Genomic DNA, 23380 nt, shown 5'->3' with positions numbered 1-23380 from the left:
CAACTATCTCGAAGTTGGACTAGTCGACGGACAACATTGAGTCCGGGAGACTAAACTTTCCTGCGGTGACATTCCCGCAGGCCAGACGAGAGGTAGTACCGAAGTGGACAGCTTCAACCCGACCACCAAGGCCCAGGCAGCACTGCAGGCCGCCGTGCAGAACGCGGCGGCCGCGGGGAACCCCGATGTGCGTCCGGCCCACATCTTGGTGGCCCTGTTAGACCAAACCGACGGAATCGCGTCGCCGCTGCTCAAGGCGGTCGGCACGGACCCGTCGCATATCCGGCGCCAGGCCCAGGACCTGGTCGACCGCGCCCCGACGGTGGGCAGTGCCAGCGCGCCCCCGCAGCTCTCCCGCGAGTCGGTCGCGGCGATCTCCGCTGCGCAAAAGCTCGCCACCGAGCTCGGCGACGAGTACGTCTCCACCGAGCACCTGATGGTGGGCCTGGCCGACGGCGACAGCGATGCCGCCAAGCTCCTGGTCAACAACGGCGCCACCCCGGAGGCGCTGCGCGATGCCTTCGTCAACGTCCGCGGTACCGCCCGGGTGACCAGCCCGGACCCGGAATCGACCTACCAGGCGTTGGAGAAGTACTCCACCGATCTCACCGCCGCGGCCCGCGAGGGCAAGCTCGACCCGGTGATCGGCCGTGACTCGGAGATCCGCCGCGTCGTGCAGGTGCTGAGCCGGCGCACCAAGAACAACCCGGTGCTGATCGGCGAGCCCGGCGTCGGCAAGACCGCCGTCGTCGAGGGCCTGGCCCAGCGCATCGTCGCCGGCGACGTGCCCGAGTCGCTGCGCGACAAGACCCTGGTCAGCCTCGACCTCGGCGCGATGGTGGCCGGGGCGAAGTACCGCGGCGAGTTCGAAGAGCGGCTCAAGGCCGTCCTCGACGAGATCAAGGCGTCGGCCGGTCAGATCATCACCTTCATCGACGAGCTGCACACCATCGTCGGCGCCGGCGCCACCGGTGATTCGGCGATGGACGCCGGCAACATGATCAAGCCGATGCTGGCCCGCGGCGAACTGCGCCTCGTCGGCGCGACCACGCTCGAGGAGTACCGCCAGTACATCGAGAAGGATGCCGCCCTGGAGCGGCGCTTCCAGCAGGTTTACGTCGGGGAGCCGTCGGTGGAGGACACCATCGGCATCCTGCGCGGGCTCAAGGAGCGCTACGAGGTGCACCACGGCGTCCGGATCACCGACTCGGCCCTGGTCGCCGCGGCCACCCTCAGCGACCGCTACATCACGCAGCGGTTCCTGCCGGACAAGGCGATCGACCTCGTCGACGAGGCCGCGTCGCGCCTGCGCATGGAGATCGACTCGCGCCCAGTCGAAATCGACGAGGTGGAGCGGACCGTCCGCCGGCTCGAGGTGGAGGAGGTCGCCCTGGGGAAGGAGACCGACGCCGCGTCGAAGGAGCGGCTGGACAAGCTGCGCGCCGAACTGGCCGACCAGAAGGAGAAGCTCAACGAGCTGTCCGCCCGGTGGCAGAGCGAGAAGTCGGCGATCGACGCCGTCCGCGATTCGAAGGAGAAGCTCGAGCAGTTGCGCGGCGAGGCCGACCGGGCCGAGCGCGACGGCGACCTGGGCCGTGCCGCCGAGCTGCGCTACGGCCAGATCCCGGCGTTGGAGAAGGAGCTCGAGGCCGCGATCGAGAAGACCGGCACCGACGCGCAAGAGGACGTGATGCTCCAGGAGGAGGTCGGTCCCAACGATGTCGCGGAGGTCGTCTCGGCGTGGACCGGCGTCCCGGCCGGGCGCATGCTCGAGGGGGAGACCGCCAAGCTGCTGCGCATGGAGGACGAACTCGGCAAGCGGGTCGTCGGCCAGAAGGAACCGGTGCAGGCCGTCTCCGACGCGGTGCGCCGCGCCCGGGCCGGTGTCGCCGACCCGAACCGGCCGCTGGGATCCTTCCTGTTCCTCGGCCCGACCGGCGTCGGCAAGACCGAGCTCGCCAAGGCATTGGCCGAGTTCCTCTTCGACGACGAGCGGGCGATGGTCCGCATCGACATGAGCGAGTACGGCGAGAAGCACAGCGTCGCACGGCTCGTCGGTGCGCCTCCCGGCTACGTCGGATACGAGTCCGGCGGCCAGCTCACCGAGGCGGTCCGCCGTCGGCCCTACTCCGTCATCCTCTTCGACGAGGTGGAGAAGGCCCACCCCGACGTCTTCGACGTGCTGCTGCAGGTCCTCGACGAGGGCCGCCTGACCGACGGTCAGGGGCGCACGGTCGACTTCCGCAACACCATCCTCATCCTGACGTCGAACCTCGGCGCCGGCGGTGACAAGGACCAGGTGATGGCGGCGGTGCGGTCGGCGTTCAAGCCGGAGTTCATCAACCGCCTCGACGCGGTGCTGATCTTCGACGCCCTGAGCCCGGAGGAGTTGGTGACGATCGTCGACATCGCGCTGCAGGGGCTGGGCAAGCGCCTGCAGGCGCGGCGCCTGACGCTCGACGTCACGCCCAAGGCCAAGGAATGGCTGGCCGAGCGCGGTTTCGACCCGCTCTACGGCGCCCGGCCGCTGCGCCGCCTGGTGCAGCAGGCCATCGGCGACCGGCTTGCCAAGGCGCTGCTGGCCGGTGACATCCGCGACGGCGACACCGTCGTCGTCGACGTGGCCGGTGACGGCGAGTCGCTGACGGTGGAGGCCGCCGTCGACGCCGAGGTCGTCTGAGCCTCGTTGTCTAGGCCGCATCAAGACTGCGGGCCCGTCCGTATGAATCGCGTTAAGGCGCTGGCTGTCGCCTGACCGCCGGGCCGATCGTCGATGTAGCGCACCGAGTGCGTGCGGAGACGAGCGGAGGCCTGATGGCGGATCTGGTGATGGTGGGCATCGTCGTTGGCGCGGTGCTGCTGTGCGCGTGGGCGGTCCACGCGCTCGACCGATCGGCCCGGCGATGAGTGGCGACGGCGTGGTGATCGTCGCGCTGCTCGTCGTCGCGGCAGCTGTCGCCGGCTACCTGCTGCTCGCTCTCGTCGACCCCGAGAGGTTCTGAGCGTGTCCGACACGGCAAGCGGGCTGCTGCAGGTCGCGGCGATCGTGGTCGCCCTGGCCGCCCTGTACGTCCCCCTCGGGGACTACATGGCGTCGGTCTACCGCGGCGCGCGCGCCCTCGCCGTGGAACGACTCGTCTACCGGGTGGCGCGCGTCGACTCGGGTGCCGGGCAGAGCTGGCGCGCCTATGCGATCAGCGTGCTGAGCTTCTCTGTTGTCTCGATCCTCGTCGTATACGCCCTACAGCGGTTCCAGGGGCTTCTCCCCTGGGCGGATGGGAAGCTCGGCGTCTCGCCGGCAATGGCGTTCAACACGGCGATCTCCTTCGTGACGAACACCAACTGGCAGTCGTATTCGCCGGAACTCGTCATGAGCAATCTCGTGCAGATGCTCGGGCTCGCCGTGCAGAACTTCGTCTCCGCGGCGGTCGGCATGGCCGTGGCGATCGCGCTCGTCCGCGGGATCGCCAGCCGTGCCGGCACCGGCGATCTGGGGAACTTCTGGGTCGACCTGGTTCGCGGCACGGTGCGCATCCTGCTGCCGATCGCGCTGATCGTCGCCGTCGTCTTTCTCGCCGCGGGCGCCGTTCAGTCGTGGCGGACCGGGGTCGACTACACGCTGCTCGACGGCCGGCACGCCCGCAGCCCGATCGGGCCGTTCGCGTCGCAAGAGGCGATCAAACTACTCGGGACCAACGGCGGTGGAACGCTGGCGGCGAACTCGGCGCACCCGTTCGCCAACCCGACTCCGCTCACCAATGTGGTCCAGGTGCTCGCGATCCTGGTGATCCCGGTGTGCCTCACCCGCACCTACGGAACTCTCGTCGGCGACCGGCGCCAAGGCCTCACCCTGCTCGCCGTCATGGCCGCGCTCTGGTCGGGGATGCTCGCGCTGGCCTGGTATCTGCAGACGCGCCAGTCCGGGCTGGAGGGCATCGAGACGCGGTTCGGCGTGCCGGGCAGCATCCTGTTCGGGGTGTCGACGACGGGGACGTCGACGGGAGCGGTGAACGCCGCACACGACAGTCTGTCCCCGGGGTCGGGCGGGGTGCTGCTGTGGAACATGCTGCTGGGCGAGATCGCTCCCGGCGGAGTCGGTTCGGGCCTGTACGGAATCCTCGTCCTGGCGATCACGACCGTCTTCGTCGGCGGTCTCATGGTCGGGCGCACCCCGGAGTTCGGGGGGAAGAAGATTGGCCGGCGCGAAATGACCCTGGTCGCGCTCTACCTCCTGACGATGCCGGCGATCGTTCTGAGCGGCGCCGCGATCACGCTGGTCGGCCGGTCCACGCCCGACTTCCTGCTGAACTCCGGGCCGCACGGCAGCGCCGGTGCCGCCCACGGGTTCAGCGAGGTCCTCTACGCATATGCCTCGGCGGCGAACAACAACGGCAGCGCCTTCGGCGGGTTCACCGTCACCACCGACTGGTTCCAGATCTCCCTGGGCCTCGCGATGTTCTTCGGCCGGCTCGTCCCGATACTGCTCGTCCTCGCCCTCGCCGGTCTGCTCGCCGAGCAGATTCCCCGGGCGGCGGTGTCCGCCGATGCCACGCCCGACGCGACCCCCGACGCCGCACGGCTGTCGGCCGCCGTGCCCGACAGCGGACTGCTTCCCACCCACGGCGTGCTGTTCGGCGTCCTGCTCGTCGGCACGGTCGTCCTGGTCGCCGGCCTGACCTTCCTCCCGGCGATGGCGCTGGGACCGATCGCGGAGGCCCTGTCATGAGTCCCCATCCCGAGCACGACGCGTTCGTCGGGCGCGGCGCCTTCGACGCCCGCCAGCTGGCCGACGCGGTCCCGCAAGCGCTGGCCAAGCTGAATCCGAAGGATCAGGCCCGCAACCCGGTGATGTTCGTCGTCTACGTCGGCGCCGTGATCTGCACCGCTCTCGCCGTCTGGCGCCCGTCGATGTTCGCGTGGGCAGTCGTCGCCTGGCTGTGGTTCACCGTGCTGTTCGCCAACCTGGCCGAGGCCGTCGCCGAAGGCCGCGGCCGCGCCCAGGCGGACAGCTTGCGAAAGGTGAAGCGGGACACGATCGCGCGCCGCCTCGACGATGACGATCGGCTCACCGAGGTGCCCGGCGCCCGATTGGCCGTCGGCGACCTGATCGTCGTCGAAGCGGGTGAAGTCATCGCGGGCGACGGCGAGATCGTCGAGGGGATCGCCACCGTCGACGAATCCGCGATCACCGGCGAGTCCGCCCCGGTGGTGCGCGAATCCGGCGGCGATCGCAGCGCCGTGACGGGCGGCACCGTGGTGCTCTCGGACCGGATCGTCGTGCGGATTACGACCGAGCCGGGTCAGACCTTCGTCGACCGCATGATCGCCCTGGTGGAAGGATCGTCGCGGAAGAAGACGCCGAACGAGGTCGCGCTGAACATCCTGCTCACCGCGCTCACCCTGATCTTCCTGATGGTGGTGCTCTCCACCGGGGCGTTCCAGCACTACATCGGCGACGTGCCCGACCCGGTCAAGCTGATCGCGCTGCTCGTCTGCCTGATCCCGACCACCATCGGCGCACTCCTGTCGTCGATCGGCATCGCCGGGATGGACCGGCTGGTGCAGCGCAACGTCCTCGCCATGAGCGGCCGGGCCGTCGAGGCCGCCGGTGACGTCGACACCCTGCTGATGGACAAGACCGGCACGATCACCTACGGCAACCGTCGGGCCACCGCACTGCACGCGGCTCCCGGGGTCACCCGCGACGACCTCGCCTCGGCGGTCTACCGGTGCAGCCTCGGCGACGACACTCCGGAGGGACGCAGCATCATCGACCTGTGCGTCGGCGAATTCGGCGTGGCGCCGCTGCCGGAACCGGAACTCGCGTTGGCGCGTAGCGGCAGCGATCCGCGGTTCGAAGTGGTCGCGTTCACCGCTAACACCCGGATGAGCGGGATGGATCTCGACGACGCGACTGGGCGCCATCGCCTTCGCAAAGGCGCGGCCGATGCGGTCACCGGCTGGGTGGAGTCGACCGGCGGGTCGGTGGCCGCCGACGTCAGGACGACGGTCGACGAGATCGCCCGCAACGGCGGGACACCGTTGGTCGTCGCGACGGAGGATGACGGGCCGGCACGCGTCCTCGGGGTCGTCGAACTGTCCGACGTCGTCAAGCAGGGCATGCGGGACCGCTTCGCCCAGTTGCGGGCGATGGGCATCCGGACCGTGATGGTGACCGGCGACAACCCGCTCACAGCGCGGGCGATCGCCGACGAGGCGGGCGTCGACGACTTCATCGCCGAGGCGACGCCGGAAGACAAGCTCGCCCTGATCCGGCACGAACAGGCCGACGGGCGACTGGTCGCCATGACCGGTGACGGGACGAACGACGCTCCCGCCCTCGCCCAGGCCGACGTGGGCGTCGCGATGAACACCGGGACCGCGGCGGCCAAAGAGGCCGGGAACATGGTCGACCTCGACTCCGATCCGACGAAGCTCATCGAGGTGGTCGCGATCGGCAAACAGTTGCTGATCACCCGCGGCGCGCTGACGACCTTCTCGTTGGCGAACGACCTCGCGAAGTACTTCGCGATCCTGCCCGCCCTGTTCATCTCGACCTACCCGCAGCTGGAGTCGCTGAACATCATGCGGCTGCACTCGGCTCAGTCGGCGATCGTCTCGGCCGTCGTGTTCAACGCGCTGATCATCGTCGCGCTGATCCCGCTGTCGCTGCGCGGCGTGAAGTACCGGGCCGACTCCGCTTCCCGGCTGCTCGGCCGCAATCTACTCATCTACGGGCTCGGCGGTGTGATCACGCCGTTCGTCGGCATCGCGCTGATCGACCTCGTCGTCCGCCTGCTACCCGGAATGGGGTGAGACCTGTGAAGAAACTCCTGGCCGGAATGCTGCGCCAGCTCGTGGTCGGCGCGGTCGTGCTCGCCGCCGCGACGGTGCTGCTCGGACTGGTCTACCCGACCGTCACGTGGGGGATCTCCCGCCTCGGCGCGTCGAAGGCCGACGGATCGGTGCTCACCGATGCGCGCGGTTGCCCCTCCGGCTCCGAGCTAGTCGGAGTGGATCTGAAAGTGCCGCCCGGGGCTCCCGACCCGTATCTGCACTCACGGGTCGCCGGGACCGGCGACGATCCGCTCGCATCGGGCGATCCCGGTGCCTCTGCTTCGTCGAACCTCGGCCCCAACAACCCCGAGTTGCACCGCTTGATCGCGGCCCGCCGCGCGCATATCGCGGCGCGGGAGGGCGTGCCGCCCGCACAGGTTCCCGACGATGCGGTGACCGGATCGGCGTCGGGCCTGGATCCGCACATCTCGCCGGAATATGCCGCGATCCAGGTGCCGCGCATTGCCCGCGCGACCGGGTCGAGTCAGGCGCGGGTCCGCGGAGTCATCGCCCGACACACGCAGGGCAGGCAGTGGGGCTTCCTCGGCGAGCCCCGCGTCAACGTGCTGCGGGTCAACCTCGCCCTCGGTCACACGGTCGGTACATGCCGGCACGCCGGAGATCAGCCGCGGCGGTAGCCGCCGGTCGGGTGTCTAGGATTCGGTTATGAACTCGGCCGCCGCGGCGAGGGGACAACTCGAGGTGTTCCTGGGGTGTGCGCCGGGCGTCGGCAAGACCTTCGAGATGCTCGATCGTGCCCAGCACCTGCGGGCCGACGGCGTCGACGTCGTGATCGGGTTCGTCGAGACACACGGACGCGCTGCCACCGCCGCGATGGCGGAGGGCCTCGAAGTCGTGCCGCGCCGACGCGTCGAGTATCGCGGAACGGTGCTGGAGGAGATGGGTCTCGACGCGGTGCTGGCGCGCAAGCCAAGGGTCGTGCTGGTCGACGAGCTCGCGCACAGCAACGCGCCCGGATCGCGGCATCCCAAGCGCTGGAACGACATCGACGACATCCTCGACGCCGGCATCGATGTCCTCTCGACGGTGAACATCCAGCACCTGGAGAGCCTGAACGACGTCGTCGCCGGGATCACCGGCGTCATCCAGCGCGAGACCGTTCCGGATGACGCGGTGCGTCGCGCCGATCAGATCGAGCTGGTCGACATCGAGCCGCAGGCACTGCGTCGCAGGCTGGCCGACGGAAAGGTGTACGGCCCGGAACGAGCGGAGGGAGCGCTGGCGAGCTTCTTCCGTCAGGGGAATCTCACCGCGCTCCGTGAACTCGCCCTGCTCTGGCTCGCCGACCGCGTCGACGAGAAGCTGGCCGACTACCGCGCCGCGAATGCGATTACCGACACCTGGGAGGCGCGCGAGCGGGTGGTCGTCGCCATCACCGGCGGGCTGGAATCGGCGGCGTTGATCCGCCGGGCCCGCCGCATCGCATCGCGGTCGAGCGCCGAACTCTTGGTCGTCCGTGTCGTGCGCGGCGACGGGCTCGTCAACACCGCCGTCGACATGGAGGCACTGCGGTCGCTCGCGGCCGGATTCGGTGCGTCGATCAGCACCATTGTCGGAGACGACGTGCCCGAAACCCTCCTCGAGTACGCCCGCGGCGTCAATGCGACGCAGTTGGTCCTGGGAACCTCGCGCCGGCCGCGTTGGCGCAGGCTGTTCGACGAGGGGGTGGGTGCGGCGGTCGTCCGCGACAGCGGCAAGATCGACGTGCACATGGTCACCCACGATCAGGCGTCGGCGCGGCGCAACCCGCTCGACATCCGGGCGACCCGCTTCCACCGCCCGTTGACCTGGGTCCTGGCCGTCGTGATTCCGGTGTTCGTCGGGGCCGTCCTGGTCCCGCTCGACGAGCATCTCGGACTGGCCAGCGAGTCCGCGGTGTTCACCATCGGCATCCTCGCCGTCGCCCTGCTCGGCGGTGTCGGGGCCGCTGTGCTGTCGGCACTGGTGTCGGGCCTGCTGCTCAACTTTCTGTTCGCCCACCCGCGACGCACCTTCACGATCAGCGAGCCGGACAGCATCATCACCATCGCGGTCATGCTGATCACCGCGATAGCCGTTGCCGCACTGGTGGATTCGGCGAACAGGCGCCGCCGGGAGGCGAGGCAGGCCAGTCGTGACGCCGAACTGCTCTCGGCGTTCTCCAGCGCTGTGCTCAACGACGCGGCGGTGCCCGATCTGCTGGGGCGTGTGCAGGAGACCTATCAGCAGGACGCGGTCGCGCTCATTCGGCGCGGCGACCGGGAGACCGATGTGCGGGCGTTCGTCGGATCGGATCTGCCCGTCACGGCCGATGCCGCGTCCACGGTGTGCGAGGCGTCGGGCGGGCAGTACGCGCTGCTCTTGCGCGGCCCGGAGGTCGACGTGCGCGATCGCCGCGTGCTCTCCGCCGTCGCCGACCAGGTCGCGGCAGCGGTCGAACGGGACCGGCTGGCCGGGCAGGCGGCCGAGGCGGACGAGATCGCGCGGACCGACGAACTCCGGCGCGCCCTGCTCGCCGCGGTCAGCCACGACCTGCGGACGCCGCTCGCCGCGGCCAAGGCAGCGGTGTCCAGCCTGCGCAGCCCGAACTGGACGCTGGACGACGAGGACACGGCCGAACTGCTGGCCACCATCGAGGAGTCGCTGGACCAGCTGACGGCGCTGGTGGGCAACCTGCTCGACTCCTCGAGGCTCGCCGCCGGGGTCGTTTCTCCCGTGGTGAACCGCATCTATCTGCCGGAGGTGATCCATCGGGTGCTCGCCTCCGGTAACCGTTCCGCGGAGGTCCGAGTGGGATGCTCCTGGGCGTACGCCGACGCGGGTCTGCTGGAGCGGGCGCTGGCCAACCTGATCGACAACGCGCTGCTGCACGGCGGCGGCACGGTCGGGGTCGAGACGGCCGTCGACGTGTCGGACGCGGGCGAGGAGCGTTGTCTGGTGCGCGTGGTGGACCACGGTGCGGGGATCCCGCCCGAGGAGCGCGAGCGCGCTTTCCGTCCGTTCCAGCAGTACGGCGACCACGGCCGCGCCGGCTCCGGGGTGGGTCTCGGTCTGTCTGTCGCGCACGGCTTCGTTGCCGCGATGGGCGGGCGACTGACGGCCGGGGATACACCGGGCGGCGGAACGACCATGGTCGTCGACCTGCCGTTGACGCGCGACGGCTCGACGTCGGAGACCGGCGATGGCTAGCGCGGTCGACCGAGGACGGGTGCTCGTCGTCGACGACGAGCCGCAGTTGCTGCGCGCGTTGCGGATCAATCTGAAGGCACGCGGATTCGAGGTGGTGACCGCTGCGACCGGGACTGCGGCTCTCGCGGCCGTCGCGAAGTCGATTCCCGACGTCGTCGTGCTCGACCTCGGTCTGCCCGACATCGGCGGCCTGGAGGTCCTCGCCGGTCTGCGCGGGTGGACGAATGTGCCGGTGATCGTCCTTTCGTCGCGCACCGATTCGTCGGACAAGGTGTCCGCGCTCGATGCCGGAGCCGACGACTACGTCACCAAACCGTTCGGGATGGAGGAACTCGTCGCCCGGCTGCGGGCCGCGATTCGTCGTGGCGCGGCAGCGGCACCGACGCTGGATGATCCGGTCGTCCGGGTGGGTGCGGTCCAGATCGATCTCGCGGGCAAGCGGGTGACCAGGGATGGCGAGTCGATCCGTTTGACGCCCACCGAGTGGGGGATATTGGACCTGCTGGTCCGCAACCAGGGCAATCTGGTCTCGCAACGGGAAATCCTCAGTGCGGTGTGGGGTCCGAGCTACGTGGAGCAGACCAACTATCTGCGGGTCTACCTCGCCACCCTGCGACGAAAGCTCGAGGTCGATCCGCCGCGGCCGCGCATGCTCGTCACCGAATCCGGCATGGGCTACCGCTTCGTCGCCGACGCGCCCGACGCCTAGCGCGATCCTCAGCGGAGCAAGCGGTGCGCGATGAGGGCGTAGAGCTTCGCCGCCGTCAGCAGGTCGTCCACGGCGACCGACTCGTCGACCTGGTGGGCCTGGGAGTTGATGTCACCGGGACCGAGGACGATCGAGTCGATCCCCAAGTCGCGGTGCAGGAAACCGGCATCGCAGGCGGCACTCCACACCCGGGGGACCGGGTCGAGGCCCAGTGCGGTCAAGGCCCCGCCGACCGCGAGGGTGAACGGGGCGTCGAGGGCGGTCGCGAAGGCCGGGGTCTCCGAGTCGACGGTGACCGTCACCGTCGCCTGCGTCGGCAACCCAAGCTCGGCGATCCGCTCGCGCAGGCCCGCGGCGACCTCGGCGATGTCCTCGTCGGGCAGTAGCCGCCGATCGACGCCGAGGCGGCAGTCCGCGGCCACGACGTTGACGCCCTGGCCGCCGACGATGGTGCCGACGTTCCAGGTCGCCGGGCCGAGCTCGGGGTGCGGTGCGCGGGCGAGGCGCTCGCCGTCGTCGGCAATGGCACCCAGGACGCGCCCGGCCGCGGTGATCGCGCTGCAGCCGTCCTGTGGTCGGCCGGAGTGCGCGGCCTTGCCCGTCACCGCGATGTCGAGATTGGCGGTGCCGCGACCGGCGTGCACCGCACGCAATCGGGTGGGTTCGGCGACCAGGCAACCGAGCACGTCGTCGGCGGCGGCCCGCTCCGTCACATAGGCGCGGGCGCCGAGACCGCCGGCCTCCTCGTCGGCGGTGCAGACGAACTCGATTCGGCCATGAAACGGCGACTGTGCCAGTGCGCCCATCGCCGCGACGATGGCGGCCAGGCCGCCCTTCATGTCGACCGCGCCGCGGCCGATGAGCCGACCGTCGACGAGGCGGGCGGCAAACGGGTCGCCGGACCAGCCCGTCCCGGCCGGCACCACGTCGGAGTGGCCGAGGAACAGCAGGGTCGGGCCGTGCCCGCCACCATCGAGGGTGGCGACCAGGTTCGGCCGCCCGGGGGCGGCCTCGGTGAGCTCGACGCGCAGGCCAGCCGCCCGGCAGGCGTCGGCGAGCACCGCCACGGTCGAGGCCTCGGTACCGCCCGGGTTCTCGCTGGGTTCGGCGATCAACGCGGTCGTCAGGGCGACGATGGCCTCGGCGGCCAGGCGGTCGAGCAGGGATTGTTCCTCGTCCGTCAACGAGAGGGCCATCACCATCTCCTTGTCGATTTGACGGTCAGAACTGCGGGACGCATGCCCACCGATAGTAAGGTGGCAGTCGATGACCAGCACCGTGTACTTCCTCATCGCCCTGGTCGCCCTCGCCGGCGCCGGGGTCCTGCTGTGGCTCGACCACCAGAGACGGTCGGTCCTGCGGGCCAACCGCGAGGTGTGGGCGCAGGCCCAGGGCTTCGACTACCGCGAGTCGGACACCAAGCTGCGTCGGGTCTTCCGCCGCGCGGCGATGGACGTCCCCGACCACGTCGAGGTCCTCGACGTCGCCTTCGGCGAATACGACGGGGCGCAGGCGGTGGTCTTCGACCTCACCGAGACGGCGACCATCGTCGCCGTGCGACGCAAGGCGGCCTCGCAGGTGATCGTCGACCTGCGGCACGAGGACGTCCTCGCCCCGGCCGAAACCGACGTCGACCTGCTCGGCGCCATGGGACCGCGGGTGATGTTCTCCAACAACCTCGAGGTCGCCCGTCGGGTGTGTGACCGCCGGATGATCGCGCTGGCCAACTCCGCGCCGCGCTACGTCGAGATCATGTGGACCGAGGGCAAGTGGGTGCTGGGCTCGATGCCGCTCACCAACGACTCGGCCCGCCTCGACGCCGCGCTCGACGTCGTGCGCCGGTTCGCCGATCTGCTGCGCGTCCTGCCGCCGTCGGTCGATCCGCAGGATGCGCCGGACCCGCGCGACCCGCACGGCCCGACGAATGCCGAACTGGCCGACGAGAAGACCGAGAACATGCGCGACAAGCGCCGTCGCGAGGCCGCCGAACAGGCCGGCGAGGCGGCGACGGTCGCCGCGCCCCTGCCGTCGGCCGAATCGGGTTTCAACCCGTTCGCCCGTGATCCGCAGGGCCCACCGGTCCGCGGCCCGCAACCCGCGCCACGCCCGCCGGCACCCCAGCAAGCCGGTCAGAACCTTCCGCTGTCGGGCCAGGAACCGTCTGGGCAGGGATGGCGCCGACCCGGGCCGCCGCCGTCGCAGCACTACCCCGAAGACGAGTCGTGAGCACCGCCGATCGGGAGCGCCTCGCCGCGCTCGTGACCGAGCTCGCCGTCGTACACGGGCGGGTGACACTGTCGTCGGGCAAGGAAGCCGACTACTACGTCGACTTGCGCCGCGCGACCCTGCACCACGAGGCCGGTCCGCTCATCGGGACGCTCATGCGCGAACTCACCGGAGACTGGGACTACCAGGCCGTCGGCGGTCTCACGCTGGGGGCCGATCCGGTGGCGTTGTCGGTGATGTACGCCGACGGCCGCCCGATCGACGCGTTCGTGGTCCGCAAGGCGGCCAAGACGCACGGGATGCAGCGCCGGATCGAGGGGCCCGACATCGCCGGGCGCCGCGTGTTGATCGTGGAGGACACCTCGACGACGGGTGCGTCGCCCAGCGCCGCGGTCGAGGCTGCACGGGAGGCGGGGGCGACGGTGGTCGGCGTCGCGACGGTCGTCGACCGGGCCACCGGTGCCGACGAGGTCATCGGCCGGCTCGGCGTCGGTTACCGCTCGCTGCTGGGCCTGGCCGACCTGGGTCTTGGCTGATCCCGACGGGCCCGGTCCGACGGAGTGGCAGGCCGGCGGGACTCCGCCGGTGGGGGTCGGGCCCTGGCCCGGCGAGTGGCCTGACGATCCGCGGTACGACCCGCAGCTGTTGGCCGAGGGGGATACGCGCAACGTCGTCGACGCCTACCGGTACTGGTCGCGCGAGGCGATCGTCGCCGACATTGACCGGCGCCGCCACCCGTTCCACGTGGCGATCGAGAACTTCTCCCACGACGCGAACATCGGCACCGTGGTGCGCACGGCGAACGCCTTTGCCGCGGCCGCGGTGCACATCGTCGGGCGGCGGCGGTGGAATCGGCGCGGGGCGATGGTCACCGACCGCTACCAGCACCTGGAACACCACGACACGGTCGCCGATCTGATCGCCTGGGCACGCGAACGCGGGCTGGCCGTCGTCGCGGTCGACAACACCCCGGGCGCTGAGCGGATCGAGCGCGCCGAGCTGCCGCGCGACTGCGTGCTGCTCTTCGGCCAGGAGGGGCCCGGCGTCAGCGACGACGCCCAGTCCGGTGCCGACCTGACGGTCTCGATCGCCCAGTTCGGCTCCACCCGGTCGATCAACGCCGGGGTCGCCGCGGGGATCGCGATGCATGCCTGGATAGCGCGGCACGCCGACCTCGACGAGGCCTGGTAGCCCTTCGCCCGCACCTTTTCGCACTTCCCGATGGGATTTCGTCGGGAAATGCGAATCGAGTCGGGATTTAGGCGCCGCGCTGGGTGAGCATCGTCCCGATCAAACCGGTTTCCTTGCTCTGGGTGCTGATCATCGACTGGGCGAGGCGGGCGACCAGCCCGTCGGGGACCCGGCCGACGAAATCCTGGGCCATCGCGATACCGCCGAAGTGGTGGCGCTGCATGAGCCGCAGGAACCGGATCCCGGCTTGCGCGGGTGGCAGTGAGCCGAGCTGGGCCACCTCGTCGTCGGTCGCCATGCCCGGCATGGCGCCGTGCGCGTGGTCGTGGTGGTCGGCGGGCGAGGCGTTGTAGCGGGTCATCCAGGCCATCGGCTGCGGGTTCTGCAGCGGCCGGTCGGCCATCTGGAGCCAGCCGGTCATCGTGCCGAGTTCCCCGCCCTGGCCGATGCGGATGTCGCGGGCCAGCGTCCGGATGGAGTCCTCGACGCCGGGCCGGTCCACCAGCTGCGCCATCGAGACCGCCTGCTGGTGGTGGGCCGACATGTCCTGGAGGAAGCCCTCTTCCACCGTGTTGAGCAATACCGGCGCCGGGGTGCGGCGATCGAAGGCCGGACCCGCCAGCGCCCCGGCAAGGAAGGCGGCGGCGATGGCCGCCAGGGTGACGCCGCCAACGACGAGCCGCGTCAACCGGGGTGATCGGGCACTCACGAACCGACCGTGGAGCGCTGGTTCGGCGGGGCCGAGTAGACGCCGTTGGTCAGCTCCAGGACCTGGAACCCGTTGTCCGAACACGTGACGTAGAGACGGTTGCCGCGCCACTCCGGCGGGGAGAAGCACCAGTCGGTCGACAGGTCGCCGATCACCCGGCCCGAGCGCGAACTGAGCGCCTGGCGGGGATCGAACTGCCCTTGGGCGAGGGACTGCAGAATCGCCGGGGCAGACAGGATCGGGACACCCAGGACGGATGCGAGGGCGTGCGGGGAGTTCCACAGCTCGGCGTGCCGGTTCGTCCGGGCCGGCGGGTTGTAGTACGCGATTTCCTTGACCCGCAACGGATCTCGGACGTCGAAGACCCGGATACCCGACGAGGTCCACCCGCACGCGAGGGCGGTGGGGTCGACCTGTCGGTCGGCCGCGCAGTAGTGCGACTCATAGGCGAAGACACCGCCGCCGACGCTGGAGGCCAGCCCCCGGTCCTGGTTGCGGGGCAGGTTCACCTGGAGCTTGAGGTTGTTGACCTCGCGCGGGCGGTGCCGGTTGGTCACGTTGATGACCTTCACGCCGCCCGAACCGCCCTCGAGGACGGTGAACAGGTACTGCTTGCGCCCGTAGGACACCGGGACGCTGTGCTGGGTGGCCCAACCGTTGGTCCAGTCGATCTTGGCCAGTTTGCGGATCTGGGGGTTGGGGCGGCGGCGCTGCACATCGCTGATGTCGTAGATGCTCAAGCCGCCGAAGTTGTGCGAGAGGTAGAGCGTCTTGCCGTCGGGGCTGACGCCGATGCCGTGGGATTCCAAACCGGTGAGCGCCTGGGCGATGACCCGGGGCCGCGACGGGTGGGTCAGGTCGACCGCGCTGAGCAGCCCCGGACCCACGCTCGACGTCCAGTAGGTGCGGCCGTCCGGGGAGAAGCCGCCCTCGTGCGCGGTGATGGGCAGCGGCGAGTTGAGTGAGCCCGGACCGTTGCCGTTGAGCAGCCGCGGTCGGCGGCAATCGCTGACGTCGTAGACGGCGAGCAGGCCGGCGCCGAAGAGCAGCGGCACCGCGGTCCCGACGAGGAGCTTGCGCTTCTCGTTGACCTTGAGGCTCTCCCACGTCCCGGCTTGCAGCGCCGGTGCGCGCAGCGTCGCCGACCGGCGCAGGTGGGTCGGGTTGGCGGCGTCGACGACGGCGACGCCGGTGTCGGGCCCAACCATCGAGCCGGGGAACAGGCTGCCCATGTAGGCGCAGTCGTCGTGGCTCGTCGAGGTGATGCCGCCGCCGTGGCCGGTGTAGCCGCCCAGCAGCTTGATGTTGCAGCGGTACCCCTTGGTGCTGCGGCCGGAGTCCCGGTCCGCGGCGGGGACGTCGCCCTGCAACCCCGTCTCCGGCAGCGATCCCGGGCCGCAGTCGGCGAGGGACACCGGCAGCCGAGGGGCGGCGTGGGCCATCGGGGCCGCACCCATCGCGGCGGCCGCGGTGACGACGACGAGGCCGGCGAGCGGGCCGCGCAGCACGCGCGCGGCGCGCGCCGACGCAGTCGTCATGACGAATCGGCGAGTGGACACCGTGAAACCCCCCAGGCCGGTGATGCGAGTCACAACACCCTGGCACGTGTGATGCCCGTCAGTCAAGTGACTGAAAACCGATCGTCGAGGAGGCTCTCGTACCCGGTCGCCGGCGCCGGTTCCCGGTCAGGTGGCGGGGGCCGTCCACAGGCCGAACAATCCGTCGACCATCGCGTCGACGAAGGTGCGCCAGGACTCGGTGTCGGGTGGATCGTCCTGATTGCGGACGCGTTCGAAATCGGCAAACGTGGTGATGAGGACGTTGCGCATGATGAGGGTGCGGACTTCGACGGCCTTGGCCGGCAGATCCGGGATCGCCCGGTAGGTGCCCTCGATGACGTCGAGCAGCGCCGGCCACTGGGCGGCCTGGTCGTAGAGCAACCCGTTGGTCGTCGGGTCTGCCGCCATTTGCATGCAGAAGACCCCGTAGGGGGTATGCCCGGGGGTGGTACCCATGAACTCCAGCTGAGGCCGGACCAGGCAGCGCAGCCAATCGCGCGGCCCGGCATCCTCGCCCAACTCGTCGACCATCTTGCGGCGCGCCCGCTCGATCGGCTCGTTGCGCACCTTCAGCAGTGCCGTCAACAGGCCGTCGCGGGACCCGAAGTGGTAGCCGATCGCATAATTGTTGCCCTGTCCGGCGGCCTCGCAAATCTGCCGGTTGGACACGGCGGCGAAGCCGTGACGGGCGAAGAGTTCTTCGGCCGTGTCCAGCAGCAGTTGTTGGGTTTGCGCTGACTGGCCGCTGCATTCGGTCATCGCGGTCCCGCTAGCCGATCGGGGGTCAGGCGCCGGCGTCGTCGAGCGCGGTGCCGGCACGGCGCCGCCGGTACCACTCGAACACCATCGGCAGGATCGACAGGAGGACGATCAGGATGAAGATCGGCTCGATCAGCTTCTGGACGATCTCGAACTGGCCGAGCCAGTAGCCGAGCAGGGTGATGCCGGCGCCCCAGACGATCGCACCGATCACGTTGTAGACGGTGAACACCGAGAAGCGCATCCGGGCCGAGCCGGCCACGATCGGCGCCAGGGTGCGCACGATCGGCACGAAGCGGGCCAGGAAGATCATGATGGGGCCGTGCTTCTCGAAGAACTCGTGCGCTTCGTCGAGATAGCGCTGCTTGAGGAACCGGGCGTCGGGTTTGAACATCTCGACGCCGATGAAGCGGCCGATCCAGTATCCGACCTGCCCGCCCAGGATCGCGGCGATGGGAATCGTGATGACCAGGATCCAGATGTTGAAGTTCGCGTCGGCGACTTTTTGTGCATGCTCGGCCGATGCGCTGCCGGCCGCGATGAGACCGGCGACGAACAGCAGGGAGTCGCCGGGCAGGACCGGGAACAGGACCCCCGACTCGATGAAGATCACCAGGAGCAGCCCGAACAACGCCGCGGTGCCGAACCAGCCGATGACGTTGAAGGGGTCGAGGATCCCGGGGAGGGCCATGACATCGGTGGTGGTCTGCGCCAGCGACAAGTAGTTCACAGGCCATCAGGGTACCGGCGACGGACTGAGAGCCCACTGAGTGTGTCCGATTCGACGGTGGCGCCAAGTGTGCGAACGCGACTTGCCATACTGGTGGGGCATTTGACGCTCGCCGTGCGCGAGTCTGAGCCGAAGACCGGTTGGAGGACCGTTTCCATGCCCATTGCCACTCCGCAGACCTACGCCGAGATGCTGCAGAAGGCCAAGGACGGCGGATACGCCTTCCCCGCCATCAACTGCACGTCGTCGGAGACGATTAACGCCGCCATCAAGGGCTTCGCCGACGCCGGTTCCGACGGGATCATCCAGTTCTCCACCGGTGGTGCCGAGTTCGGTTCCGGCCTGGGCGTCAAGGACATGGTCACCGGCGCGGTGGCCCTGGCCGAGTTCGCCCACGTGGTCGCCGCCAAGTACGACGTCACCATCGCGCTGCACACCGACCACTGCCCGAAGGACAAGCTCGACGGTTTCGTCCGGCCGTTGATCGCGATCTCCAAGGAGCGCGTCGACCGCGGGGAGAACCCGCTGTTCCAGTCGCACATGTGGGACGGCTCGGCGATCCCGATCGACGAGAACCTGGAGATCGCCCAGGAGCTGTTGGCCGCCACCTCGGCCGCCAACATCATCCTCGAGGTCGAGATCGGCGTCGTGGGCGGCGAAGAGGACGGCGTCGAGAACGCCATCAACGACAAGCTCTACACCTCGGTCGAGGACTTCGAGAAGACCGTCGACGCGCTGGGCGTCGGAGAGAAGGGCAAGTACCTGCTCGCCGCCACCTTCGGCAACGTCCACGGTGTGTACAAGCCGGGCAACGTCAAGCTCAAGCCGTCGGTTCTCGACGAGGGCCAGAAGGCTGCGATCGCCAAGCTCGGCCTCGGCGCCGACACGAAGCCCTTCGACTTCGTCTTCCACGGCGGATCGGGGTCGCTCAAGAGCGAGATCGACGAGGCGCTGAGCTACGGCGTGGTGAAGATGAACGTCGACACCGACACCCAGTACGCGTTCACCCGACCGGTCGCCGGCCACATGTTCAGCAACTACGACGGTGTGCTGAAGGTCGACGGCGAGGTCGGGAACAAGAAGACCTACGATCCGCGCAGCTACCTGAAGAAGGCCGAGACCTCGATGGCCGAGCGCGTCGTGGAAGCCTGCAACGACCTGAAGTCGGCCGGCAAGTCGATCAGCGCCTCCTGAACCCGGTGAGCTGACCAGCACAGACAAATCACCCCGCCCGGTTGCGACCGGGCGGGGTGATTGTGTCGATGGCCGGCTACTTCGGCGCGCAGACCTTCCAGTTGCCGTCGACCTTCTGCAGGTTGATCGAGGTCGGGACGACGGTGTTCGGGGCGTCGGTGCGGAAAGAGTTCACCTCGACGACGGCCTGGTTGTCGCCGACGACCTTGGCCGCGCGCACCCCGCTGATGTTGACCAGCTCGTTGCGGGCCTTCTGCTCGGCGAACAGCTTGGCGTAGTCGGCGTCGCTGATCTTGGCGTAGAAGGTGTTGGTGTCACCGCAGGTCACCGACCGCAGGGTGGCGATGTCCCCGCTGTTCATCGCGGTGACGAAGGAGACGGCGGCCTCGGCGGCCTGGTCGGCCGGGGCCGGCTTGCGCAGGAACCACAGGGCCGCACCGGCAGCGGCGATCAGGACCACCGCGGCGGCGGCGAGGGCGAGCGGCTTGCGCAGGCTGCGCGGCTTCTTCGCGGGGGCAGTGGTCTGCGGAATGGTCGCCGGCGCGGCGATGTCGTCGCCGGTCTTCCACTCCCCGGCGGCCGTTGCGGTCGCCGGAGCCGCAGGGGCGGCCTTGGCGGACTCGATCTTCGTCGTTTCCGCTTCGTCGGGCTCGACGACCTCATCGGCCTCGACGGCCTCATCGGTTGCCTCGGCCTCGTCGGCGGGCTTGTCGTCGAGCTTCTTGATCTCCGGTCGGCTCGGGCTGACCTTGGGGCCGGCCGCCTCGTCGGTGTCATCCGATTCGGCGTCATCCGCGTCGGCAGCCGCATCCGCGTCGGCAGCCGCATCCTCGGCCTCGGCGTCGGCGTCGGCGTCGGCGTCGGCCTCGGCGTCCTCGTCGGACTCGTCACTGGTGGAATCGTCGCTGGTGGAGTCGTCGCTGTCGGCCGAATCCTCGTCCGCAGCAGCCTCTTCGGAGCTCTCCTCGGACTCGGCGTCCGCGTCTTCGGCGTCCGTGCTGTCAGCATCCGTGCCCTCGGCGTCGGATCCCTCGGCGGCTGATCCCTCAGCGTCGGACGCAGCCTCGACCTCATCGGCTTCGGATGCCTCGTCGGTCTTGTTCTCGGCAGCCAGCTTGGCGGCCACCGCGGCCGCAGCCGCAGCGGCAACCGCGCCGGCAGCGGCTCCCGCGCCGCTGGCTTCCTCGGTCTCGACGGCCTCGGCGTCGGCAGCGGCCTCAACCTCGTCGGCAGCTTCAGCCTCGTCGGCCTCAGCCTCGTCGGCGTTGTCGGTGTCGGTACCGTCCTCGGCCTGATCGGCTTCGTCGGCGACCTCGTCGGCCGACTCGTCGCCGTCGTCCGCGGCGGCAGCCGACGCCTCGCCCGTGCCGCCCACGGCGTCGACATCCTCGAGATCGGGGAGGTCGTCGGTGTTGGGGAGGTCATCGCGGCTGATCACGCGGGTGGCGGAGTCGATCCCGCCGCCGCCGAGGGGCTGCGGGGCATCGTCGGCCGGAGTGGGCTGTTCGGGCTGGCTGTCACCGCGGCGGGTGCGCAACGAGTCGACCTCGGTCGCCGCGGAGTCCGCTCCGCCGTCGTTGCCCGTGGTCGGGGTTTCGTCTGACTGCGCCATTGAGCACGCCTGCCTTCGTCAATAGTTCGCTAGCGGCTCACAGACTAGCGAAACCTGGCCGGTCAGACACACTCGGGATGCCTGCCGAGGACCCTGCTGCCACCACGGAAGAAGTGGTTGAATTGGGTGGTGACTTCTTTTGGAGACCTGCTCGGCCCCCCGCCCACGTTACTCACCGGCGACGATGAAGCCGAGTCCGAGTTGCTCAACGGTGCCGCACCGGCCACCGTGGCCGCCGGCTCGCCGACGGCGTCGATCGCGTGGGCCTACCTTGCCGAGGCCGAACTCGACAGCATCGACGAAGCCGCCGCGCAAAGCGGCGAGGTGCCGCCCGCCGTGGTGGCGGCGTACGCCTACGCGCGGACGGGGTACCACCGCGGGCTCGACCAGCTCCGCCGCCACGGTTGGAAGGGCTATGGCCCGGTTCCGTGGGAGCACCAGCAGAACCAGGGATTCCTGCGTTGTGTCGGCGCCCTGGCCCGGGCTGCCCGGTTCATCGGCGAGGAAGACGAATACCTGCGCTGCCTGGATCTGCTCAACGACTGTGACCCGCGCGCCGCCGAGCAGGTCGGGGTCACGGCACCGTAGCCGGATCGGACCGTAGCCGGTTTGGGGGTGTCCGTCACACGGTGTCGAGGTATCCCCGGCTGACGAGCTCGGTCGTGGTCAGCACCGCGATCGCGCTGACGGCCAGCAGGGCGACCAGGACGAAGAGCTGCATGATTGCGGCGGCGGTCGTCGATGCCCCGCCGAGGACCATGCCGACGAAGGCCCCGGGGATGGTGACCAGGCCCACCGAACGGGTCTGGTCCAGGCCCGGGATCAGGGCGGTCGCCGCCGCGGGGCGCACGACTTCGAGGCGGGCGTCGCGGAGGCCGAACCCGAGGGACAGGGCCGCCTCGACCTCGCCGTAGCGGGACCGGAGTTCGTCGTGGGCGTGGCGTCCGGCCAACGATGCCGTGTTCATCGCGCCGCCGAACATGATCCCGGCCGTCGGGATGATCGCGATCCCGGTCGCGGGCAGCACGCCGACGGCGACGATGGCGAGCACGACCACGATGGTCGGCACCGCCACCGGGAGCAGGCACAACGCGCACGACCGCAGCGGCGGCCACCGGCGCCCGCTGGCGCCCGGGCCGGTGTCGCGGGTGATGCGGCCCGCCGAGGTCCAGGCGGCGGCCAGCGCCATCACGCCGACGAACAGCGATGAGGCCCACAGGGTTCCGATCACCACGGCGAGAATCGCGGCCAGCGCCGCCAATTGGACCACCGCACGGATGACGGCGACGACGGTGTCGCGTCCGTGACCGCTCGAGGCGGTGACGTTGACGGTGACGGCGATGGCGGCGAGAACCACCATCACGATGACGAGCGCGGGTCCGATGCGGATGATCGCGTCGCCGATGTGGTTCACGCGACCATCTTGTCAGTCCCCGTGGGGCCGCGTCGCTATCATCGGCAACGGTGAGGCCGAAACGACCCGCGCTGGCGGTGGGGGAGCAGTGGATGCGGGCCCGCGAGTCGGGCAGTCCGTTGCTGCGCCGACTGCCGCAGGGGATGCGCAGTCGGGTGCGGCGGCTGATGAACTCGGTGGTCCCGATCCTGCAATGTGCCCTCGCCGCCGGGGTGTCGTGGTGGATCGCGACGGCGGTCTTCGGCCACATCGACCCGTTCTTCGCGCCGATCGCCGCGATCATCTCGTTGGGCCTGTCGTTGAGCAAGCGGTGGCGGCGGTCGGTCGAGTTGGTCGGCGGGGTCGCGATCGGCGTGCTGATCGGCGATCTGTTGGTGCGCTACTTCGGCTCCGGGGCGTGGCAGATCACCGCTGCGGTACTCATCGCCATGACCCTGGCGGTCTTCGTCGACACCGGCCCGATCATCCCGATGCAGTCGGCGTCGTCGGCGGTCCTGGTGGTCGCCGTCCCGATGACCGGGGCCGGATTCACCCGGGCGGTCGACGCGCTCATCGGCGGCGTCCTCGGAGTCGTGGTCGTGGCGGTGCTGCCGACCAATCCGGCGCACCGCGCGCGGCTGGACGCCGCACGGATCCTCGCGGTGCTGCGCGATGCGTGCAACCGCCTCGTCGACGGGGTTCGCAGCGGTGACAGCGCGGCGATCGGGGAGGTGTACGACGAGGTCAATGGTCTGCGCGGCGCCTTGGACACCATGCGCGCGGACATGCGCGGCGGCCGCGAGGTCAGCGTCATCTCGCCGCTGTACTGGAGCTCGCGGGCCCGGGTCGCGCGAATCGCGGCCACCGCAGAACCGATCTCCGGTGCGGTCCGCAACCTGCTGGTGCTCACCCGGCGCGTCGAGGGGATGGTCAGTCGCGGGGAGGCGGTGCCCGACGGGGTGGTCGATCTGATCGGCCAGCTCGCCGACGGTTATGAGGCGTTGCGCGCCTTCATGCTGGCCCCGCCCGACGGGCAGCCCGACGCGGCCGACGCGGCCCGGGTGTTGCGTGGCATCGTGCGGCAGGTCCGGCCGGAGGTGGTGGCCGACGAGGACGTCGTCGGGGTGTCGACCCTGGCCCAGATCCGGGCGCAGCTGGTCGACATGCTGATGGTCGCGGGATTGACCCGGACCTCCGCGGTGGCCCAATTGCGTTCGGCGCGGTAACCGCCGGGACGGCCGGCCGGGAGAATCAAGGCTTGTATATATGCGT

20 protein-coding genes are annotated in these 23380 nt (G+C 69.8%); 13 read left to right on the top strand and 7 right to left on the bottom strand.

Annotated features, from left to right (window positions below; genetic code table 11):
* Nucleotides 1–103: 103 nt before the first annotated feature.
* The 7 genes from clpB (at nucleotide 104) to nbrcactino_RS16035 (ending at nucleotide 10735) form a co-directional block, all read left to right on the top strand.
* On the top strand, nucleotides 104–2680 hold the full coding sequence (gene clpB, locus nbrcactino_RS16065; protein WP_161928479.1) for an ATP-dependent chaperone ClpB: 2577 nt from the start codon (nucleotides 104–106) through the stop codon (nucleotides 2678–2680).
* A 223-nt stretch (nucleotides 2681–2903) separates the two neighbouring features.
* Nucleotides 2904–3002 (top strand): potassium-transporting ATPase subunit F, encoded by a 99-nt coding sequence (locus nbrcactino_RS16060; RefSeq protein WP_083834818.1) that lies wholly within the window; start codon nucleotides 2904–2906, stop codon nucleotides 3000–3002.
* A gap of 2 nt (nucleotides 3003–3004) precedes the next feature.
* Nucleotides 3005–4726 carry a potassium-transporting ATPase subunit KdpA gene (kdpA, locus tag nbrcactino_RS16055; RefSeq protein ID WP_161928478.1) on the top strand — a complete coding sequence of 574 codons (1722 nt, stop codon included), beginning with the start codon at nucleotides 3005–3007 and terminating at the stop codon, nucleotides 4724–4726.
* Complete coding sequence (gene kdpB / locus nbrcactino_RS16050) at nucleotides 4723–6816, top strand: potassium-transporting ATPase subunit KdpB (RefSeq protein ID WP_161928477.1); 2094 nt, start codon at nucleotides 4723–4725, stop codon at nucleotides 6814–6816. Before kdpA ends, kdpB begins: the two co-directional genes overlap by 4 nt.
* A gap of 26 nt (nucleotides 6817–6842) precedes the next feature.
* Nucleotides 6843–7475 carry a potassium-transporting ATPase subunit C gene (locus nbrcactino_RS16045; RefSeq protein WP_161928583.1) on the top strand — a complete coding sequence of 211 codons (633 nt, stop codon included), beginning with the start codon at nucleotides 6843–6845 and terminating at the stop codon, nucleotides 7473–7475.
* A 28-nt stretch (nucleotides 7476–7503) separates the two neighbouring features.
* Nucleotides 7504–10026, top strand: coding sequence for a DUF4118 domain-containing protein (locus nbrcactino_RS16040; RefSeq protein ID WP_161928476.1), 2523 nt, complete (start codon nucleotides 7504–7506; stop codon nucleotides 10024–10026).
* Nucleotides 10019–10735 carry a response regulator gene (locus nbrcactino_RS16035; RefSeq protein WP_161928475.1) on the top strand — a complete coding sequence of 239 codons (717 nt, stop codon included), beginning with the start codon at nucleotides 10019–10021 and terminating at the stop codon, nucleotides 10733–10735. The genes nbrcactino_RS16040 and nbrcactino_RS16035 overlap by 8 nt, the downstream gene beginning before the upstream one ends.
* 8 nt (nucleotides 10736–10743) lie before the next feature.
* On the opposite strand, the gene nbrcactino_RS16030 is transcribed toward nbrcactino_RS16035, so the two are convergent.
* Nucleotides 10744–11931, bottom strand: coding sequence for a M20 family metallopeptidase (locus nbrcactino_RS16030; RefSeq protein WP_161928474.1), 1188 nt, complete (start codon nucleotides 11929–11931; stop codon nucleotides 10744–10746).
* A gap of 70 nt (nucleotides 11932–12001) precedes the next feature.
* Here nbrcactino_RS16030 and nbrcactino_RS16025 point away from each other — a divergent pair, with 70 nt between their 5' ends.
* From nbrcactino_RS16025 to nbrcactino_RS16015, 3 genes are read left to right on the top strand one after another with little or no spacing between them, the layout of a single operon-like run.
* Nucleotides 12002–12961: a TtfA family protein gene (locus nbrcactino_RS16025; protein ID WP_228460980.1), complete on the top strand. Its 960-nt coding sequence runs from the start codon at nucleotides 12002–12004 to the stop codon at nucleotides 12959–12961.
* Complete coding sequence (locus nbrcactino_RS16020) at nucleotides 12958–13497, top strand: orotate phosphoribosyltransferase (protein WP_371864599.1); 540 nt, start codon at nucleotides 12958–12960, stop codon at nucleotides 13495–13497. Before nbrcactino_RS16025 ends, nbrcactino_RS16020 begins: the two co-directional genes overlap by 4 nt.
* Nucleotides 13490–14152 carry a TrmH family RNA methyltransferase gene (locus nbrcactino_RS16015; protein WP_161928472.1) on the top strand — a complete coding sequence of 221 codons (663 nt, stop codon included), beginning with the start codon at nucleotides 13490–13492 and terminating at the stop codon, nucleotides 14150–14152. The genes nbrcactino_RS16020 and nbrcactino_RS16015 overlap by 8 nt, the downstream gene beginning before the upstream one ends.
* Before the next feature lie 67 nt (nucleotides 14153–14219).
* On the opposite strand, the gene nbrcactino_RS16010 is transcribed toward nbrcactino_RS16015, so the two are convergent.
* The 4 genes from nbrcactino_RS16010 to nbrcactino_RS15995 form a co-directional block, all read right to left on the bottom strand.
* Nucleotides 14220–14861, bottom strand: coding sequence for a DUF305 domain-containing protein (locus nbrcactino_RS16010; RefSeq protein ID WP_161928471.1), 642 nt, complete (start codon nucleotides 14859–14861; stop codon nucleotides 14220–14222).
* Nucleotides 14858–16399 (bottom strand): LVIVD repeat-containing protein, encoded by a 1542-nt coding sequence (locus nbrcactino_RS16005; RefSeq protein ID WP_161928470.1) that lies wholly within the window; start codon nucleotides 16397–16399, stop codon nucleotides 14858–14860. Before nbrcactino_RS16005 ends, nbrcactino_RS16010 begins: the two co-directional genes overlap by 4 nt.
* A gap of 147 nt (nucleotides 16400–16546) precedes the next feature.
* The gene (locus tag nbrcactino_RS16000) at nucleotides 16547–17179 is read right to left on the bottom strand and encodes a TetR/AcrR family transcriptional regulator (RefSeq protein WP_161928469.1); all 633 of its coding nucleotides are present in this window, start codon (nucleotides 17177–17179) and stop codon (nucleotides 16547–16549) included.
* Nucleotides 17180–17204: 25 nt separating this feature from the next.
* Nucleotides 17205–17870: a VTT domain-containing protein gene (locus tag nbrcactino_RS15995; RefSeq protein ID WP_371864603.1), complete on the bottom strand. Its 666-nt coding sequence runs from the start codon at nucleotides 17868–17870 to the stop codon at nucleotides 17205–17207.
* Nucleotides 17871–18065: 195 nt separating this feature from the next.
* On the opposite strand from nbrcactino_RS15995, the gene fbaA reads away from it, so the two are divergent.
* Nucleotides 18066–19103: a class II fructose-bisphosphate aldolase gene (gene fbaA / locus nbrcactino_RS15990; protein ID WP_161928467.1), complete on the top strand. Its 1038-nt coding sequence runs from the start codon at nucleotides 18066–18068 to the stop codon at nucleotides 19101–19103.
* Between the two features lie 76 nt (nucleotides 19104–19179).
* On the opposite strand, the gene nbrcactino_RS15985 is transcribed toward fbaA, so the two are convergent.
* Nucleotides 19180–20715 (bottom strand): Rv0361 family membrane protein, encoded by a 1536-nt coding sequence (locus nbrcactino_RS15985; RefSeq protein ID WP_161928466.1) that lies wholly within the window; start codon nucleotides 20713–20715, stop codon nucleotides 19180–19182.
* 129 nt (nucleotides 20716–20844) lie between these two features.
* Here nbrcactino_RS15985 and nbrcactino_RS15980 point away from each other — a divergent pair, with 129 nt between their 5' ends.
* Entirely contained in the window at nucleotides 20845–21303 is a 459-nt protein-coding gene (locus nbrcactino_RS15980; protein ID WP_161928465.1) for a DUF3151 domain-containing protein, read from the top strand.
* Between the two features lie 34 nt (nucleotides 21304–21337).
* Here nbrcactino_RS15980 and nbrcactino_RS15975 read toward each other — a convergent pair whose 3' ends face one another.
* Nucleotides 21338–22129 (bottom strand): ABC transporter permease, encoded by a 792-nt coding sequence (locus nbrcactino_RS15975; RefSeq protein WP_186343406.1) that lies wholly within the window; start codon nucleotides 22127–22129, stop codon nucleotides 21338–21340.
* 92 nt (nucleotides 22130–22221) lie between these two features.
* On the opposite strand from nbrcactino_RS15975, the gene nbrcactino_RS15970 reads away from it, so the two are divergent.
* Nucleotides 22222–23334 (top strand): FUSC family protein, encoded by a 1113-nt coding sequence (locus nbrcactino_RS15970; RefSeq protein ID WP_161928581.1) that lies wholly within the window; start codon nucleotides 22222–22224, stop codon nucleotides 23332–23334.
* Nucleotides 23335–23380 lie beyond the last annotated feature (46 nt).

This window comes from Gordonia crocea (assembly GCF_009932435.1).
Classification (GTDB): domain Bacteria; phylum Actinomycetota; class Actinomycetes; order Mycobacteriales; family Mycobacteriaceae; genus Gordonia; species Gordonia crocea.
The sequence above is the reverse complement of the archived record's forward strand: the minus strand, read 5'-3'. Positions and strand labels throughout refer to the sequence as shown.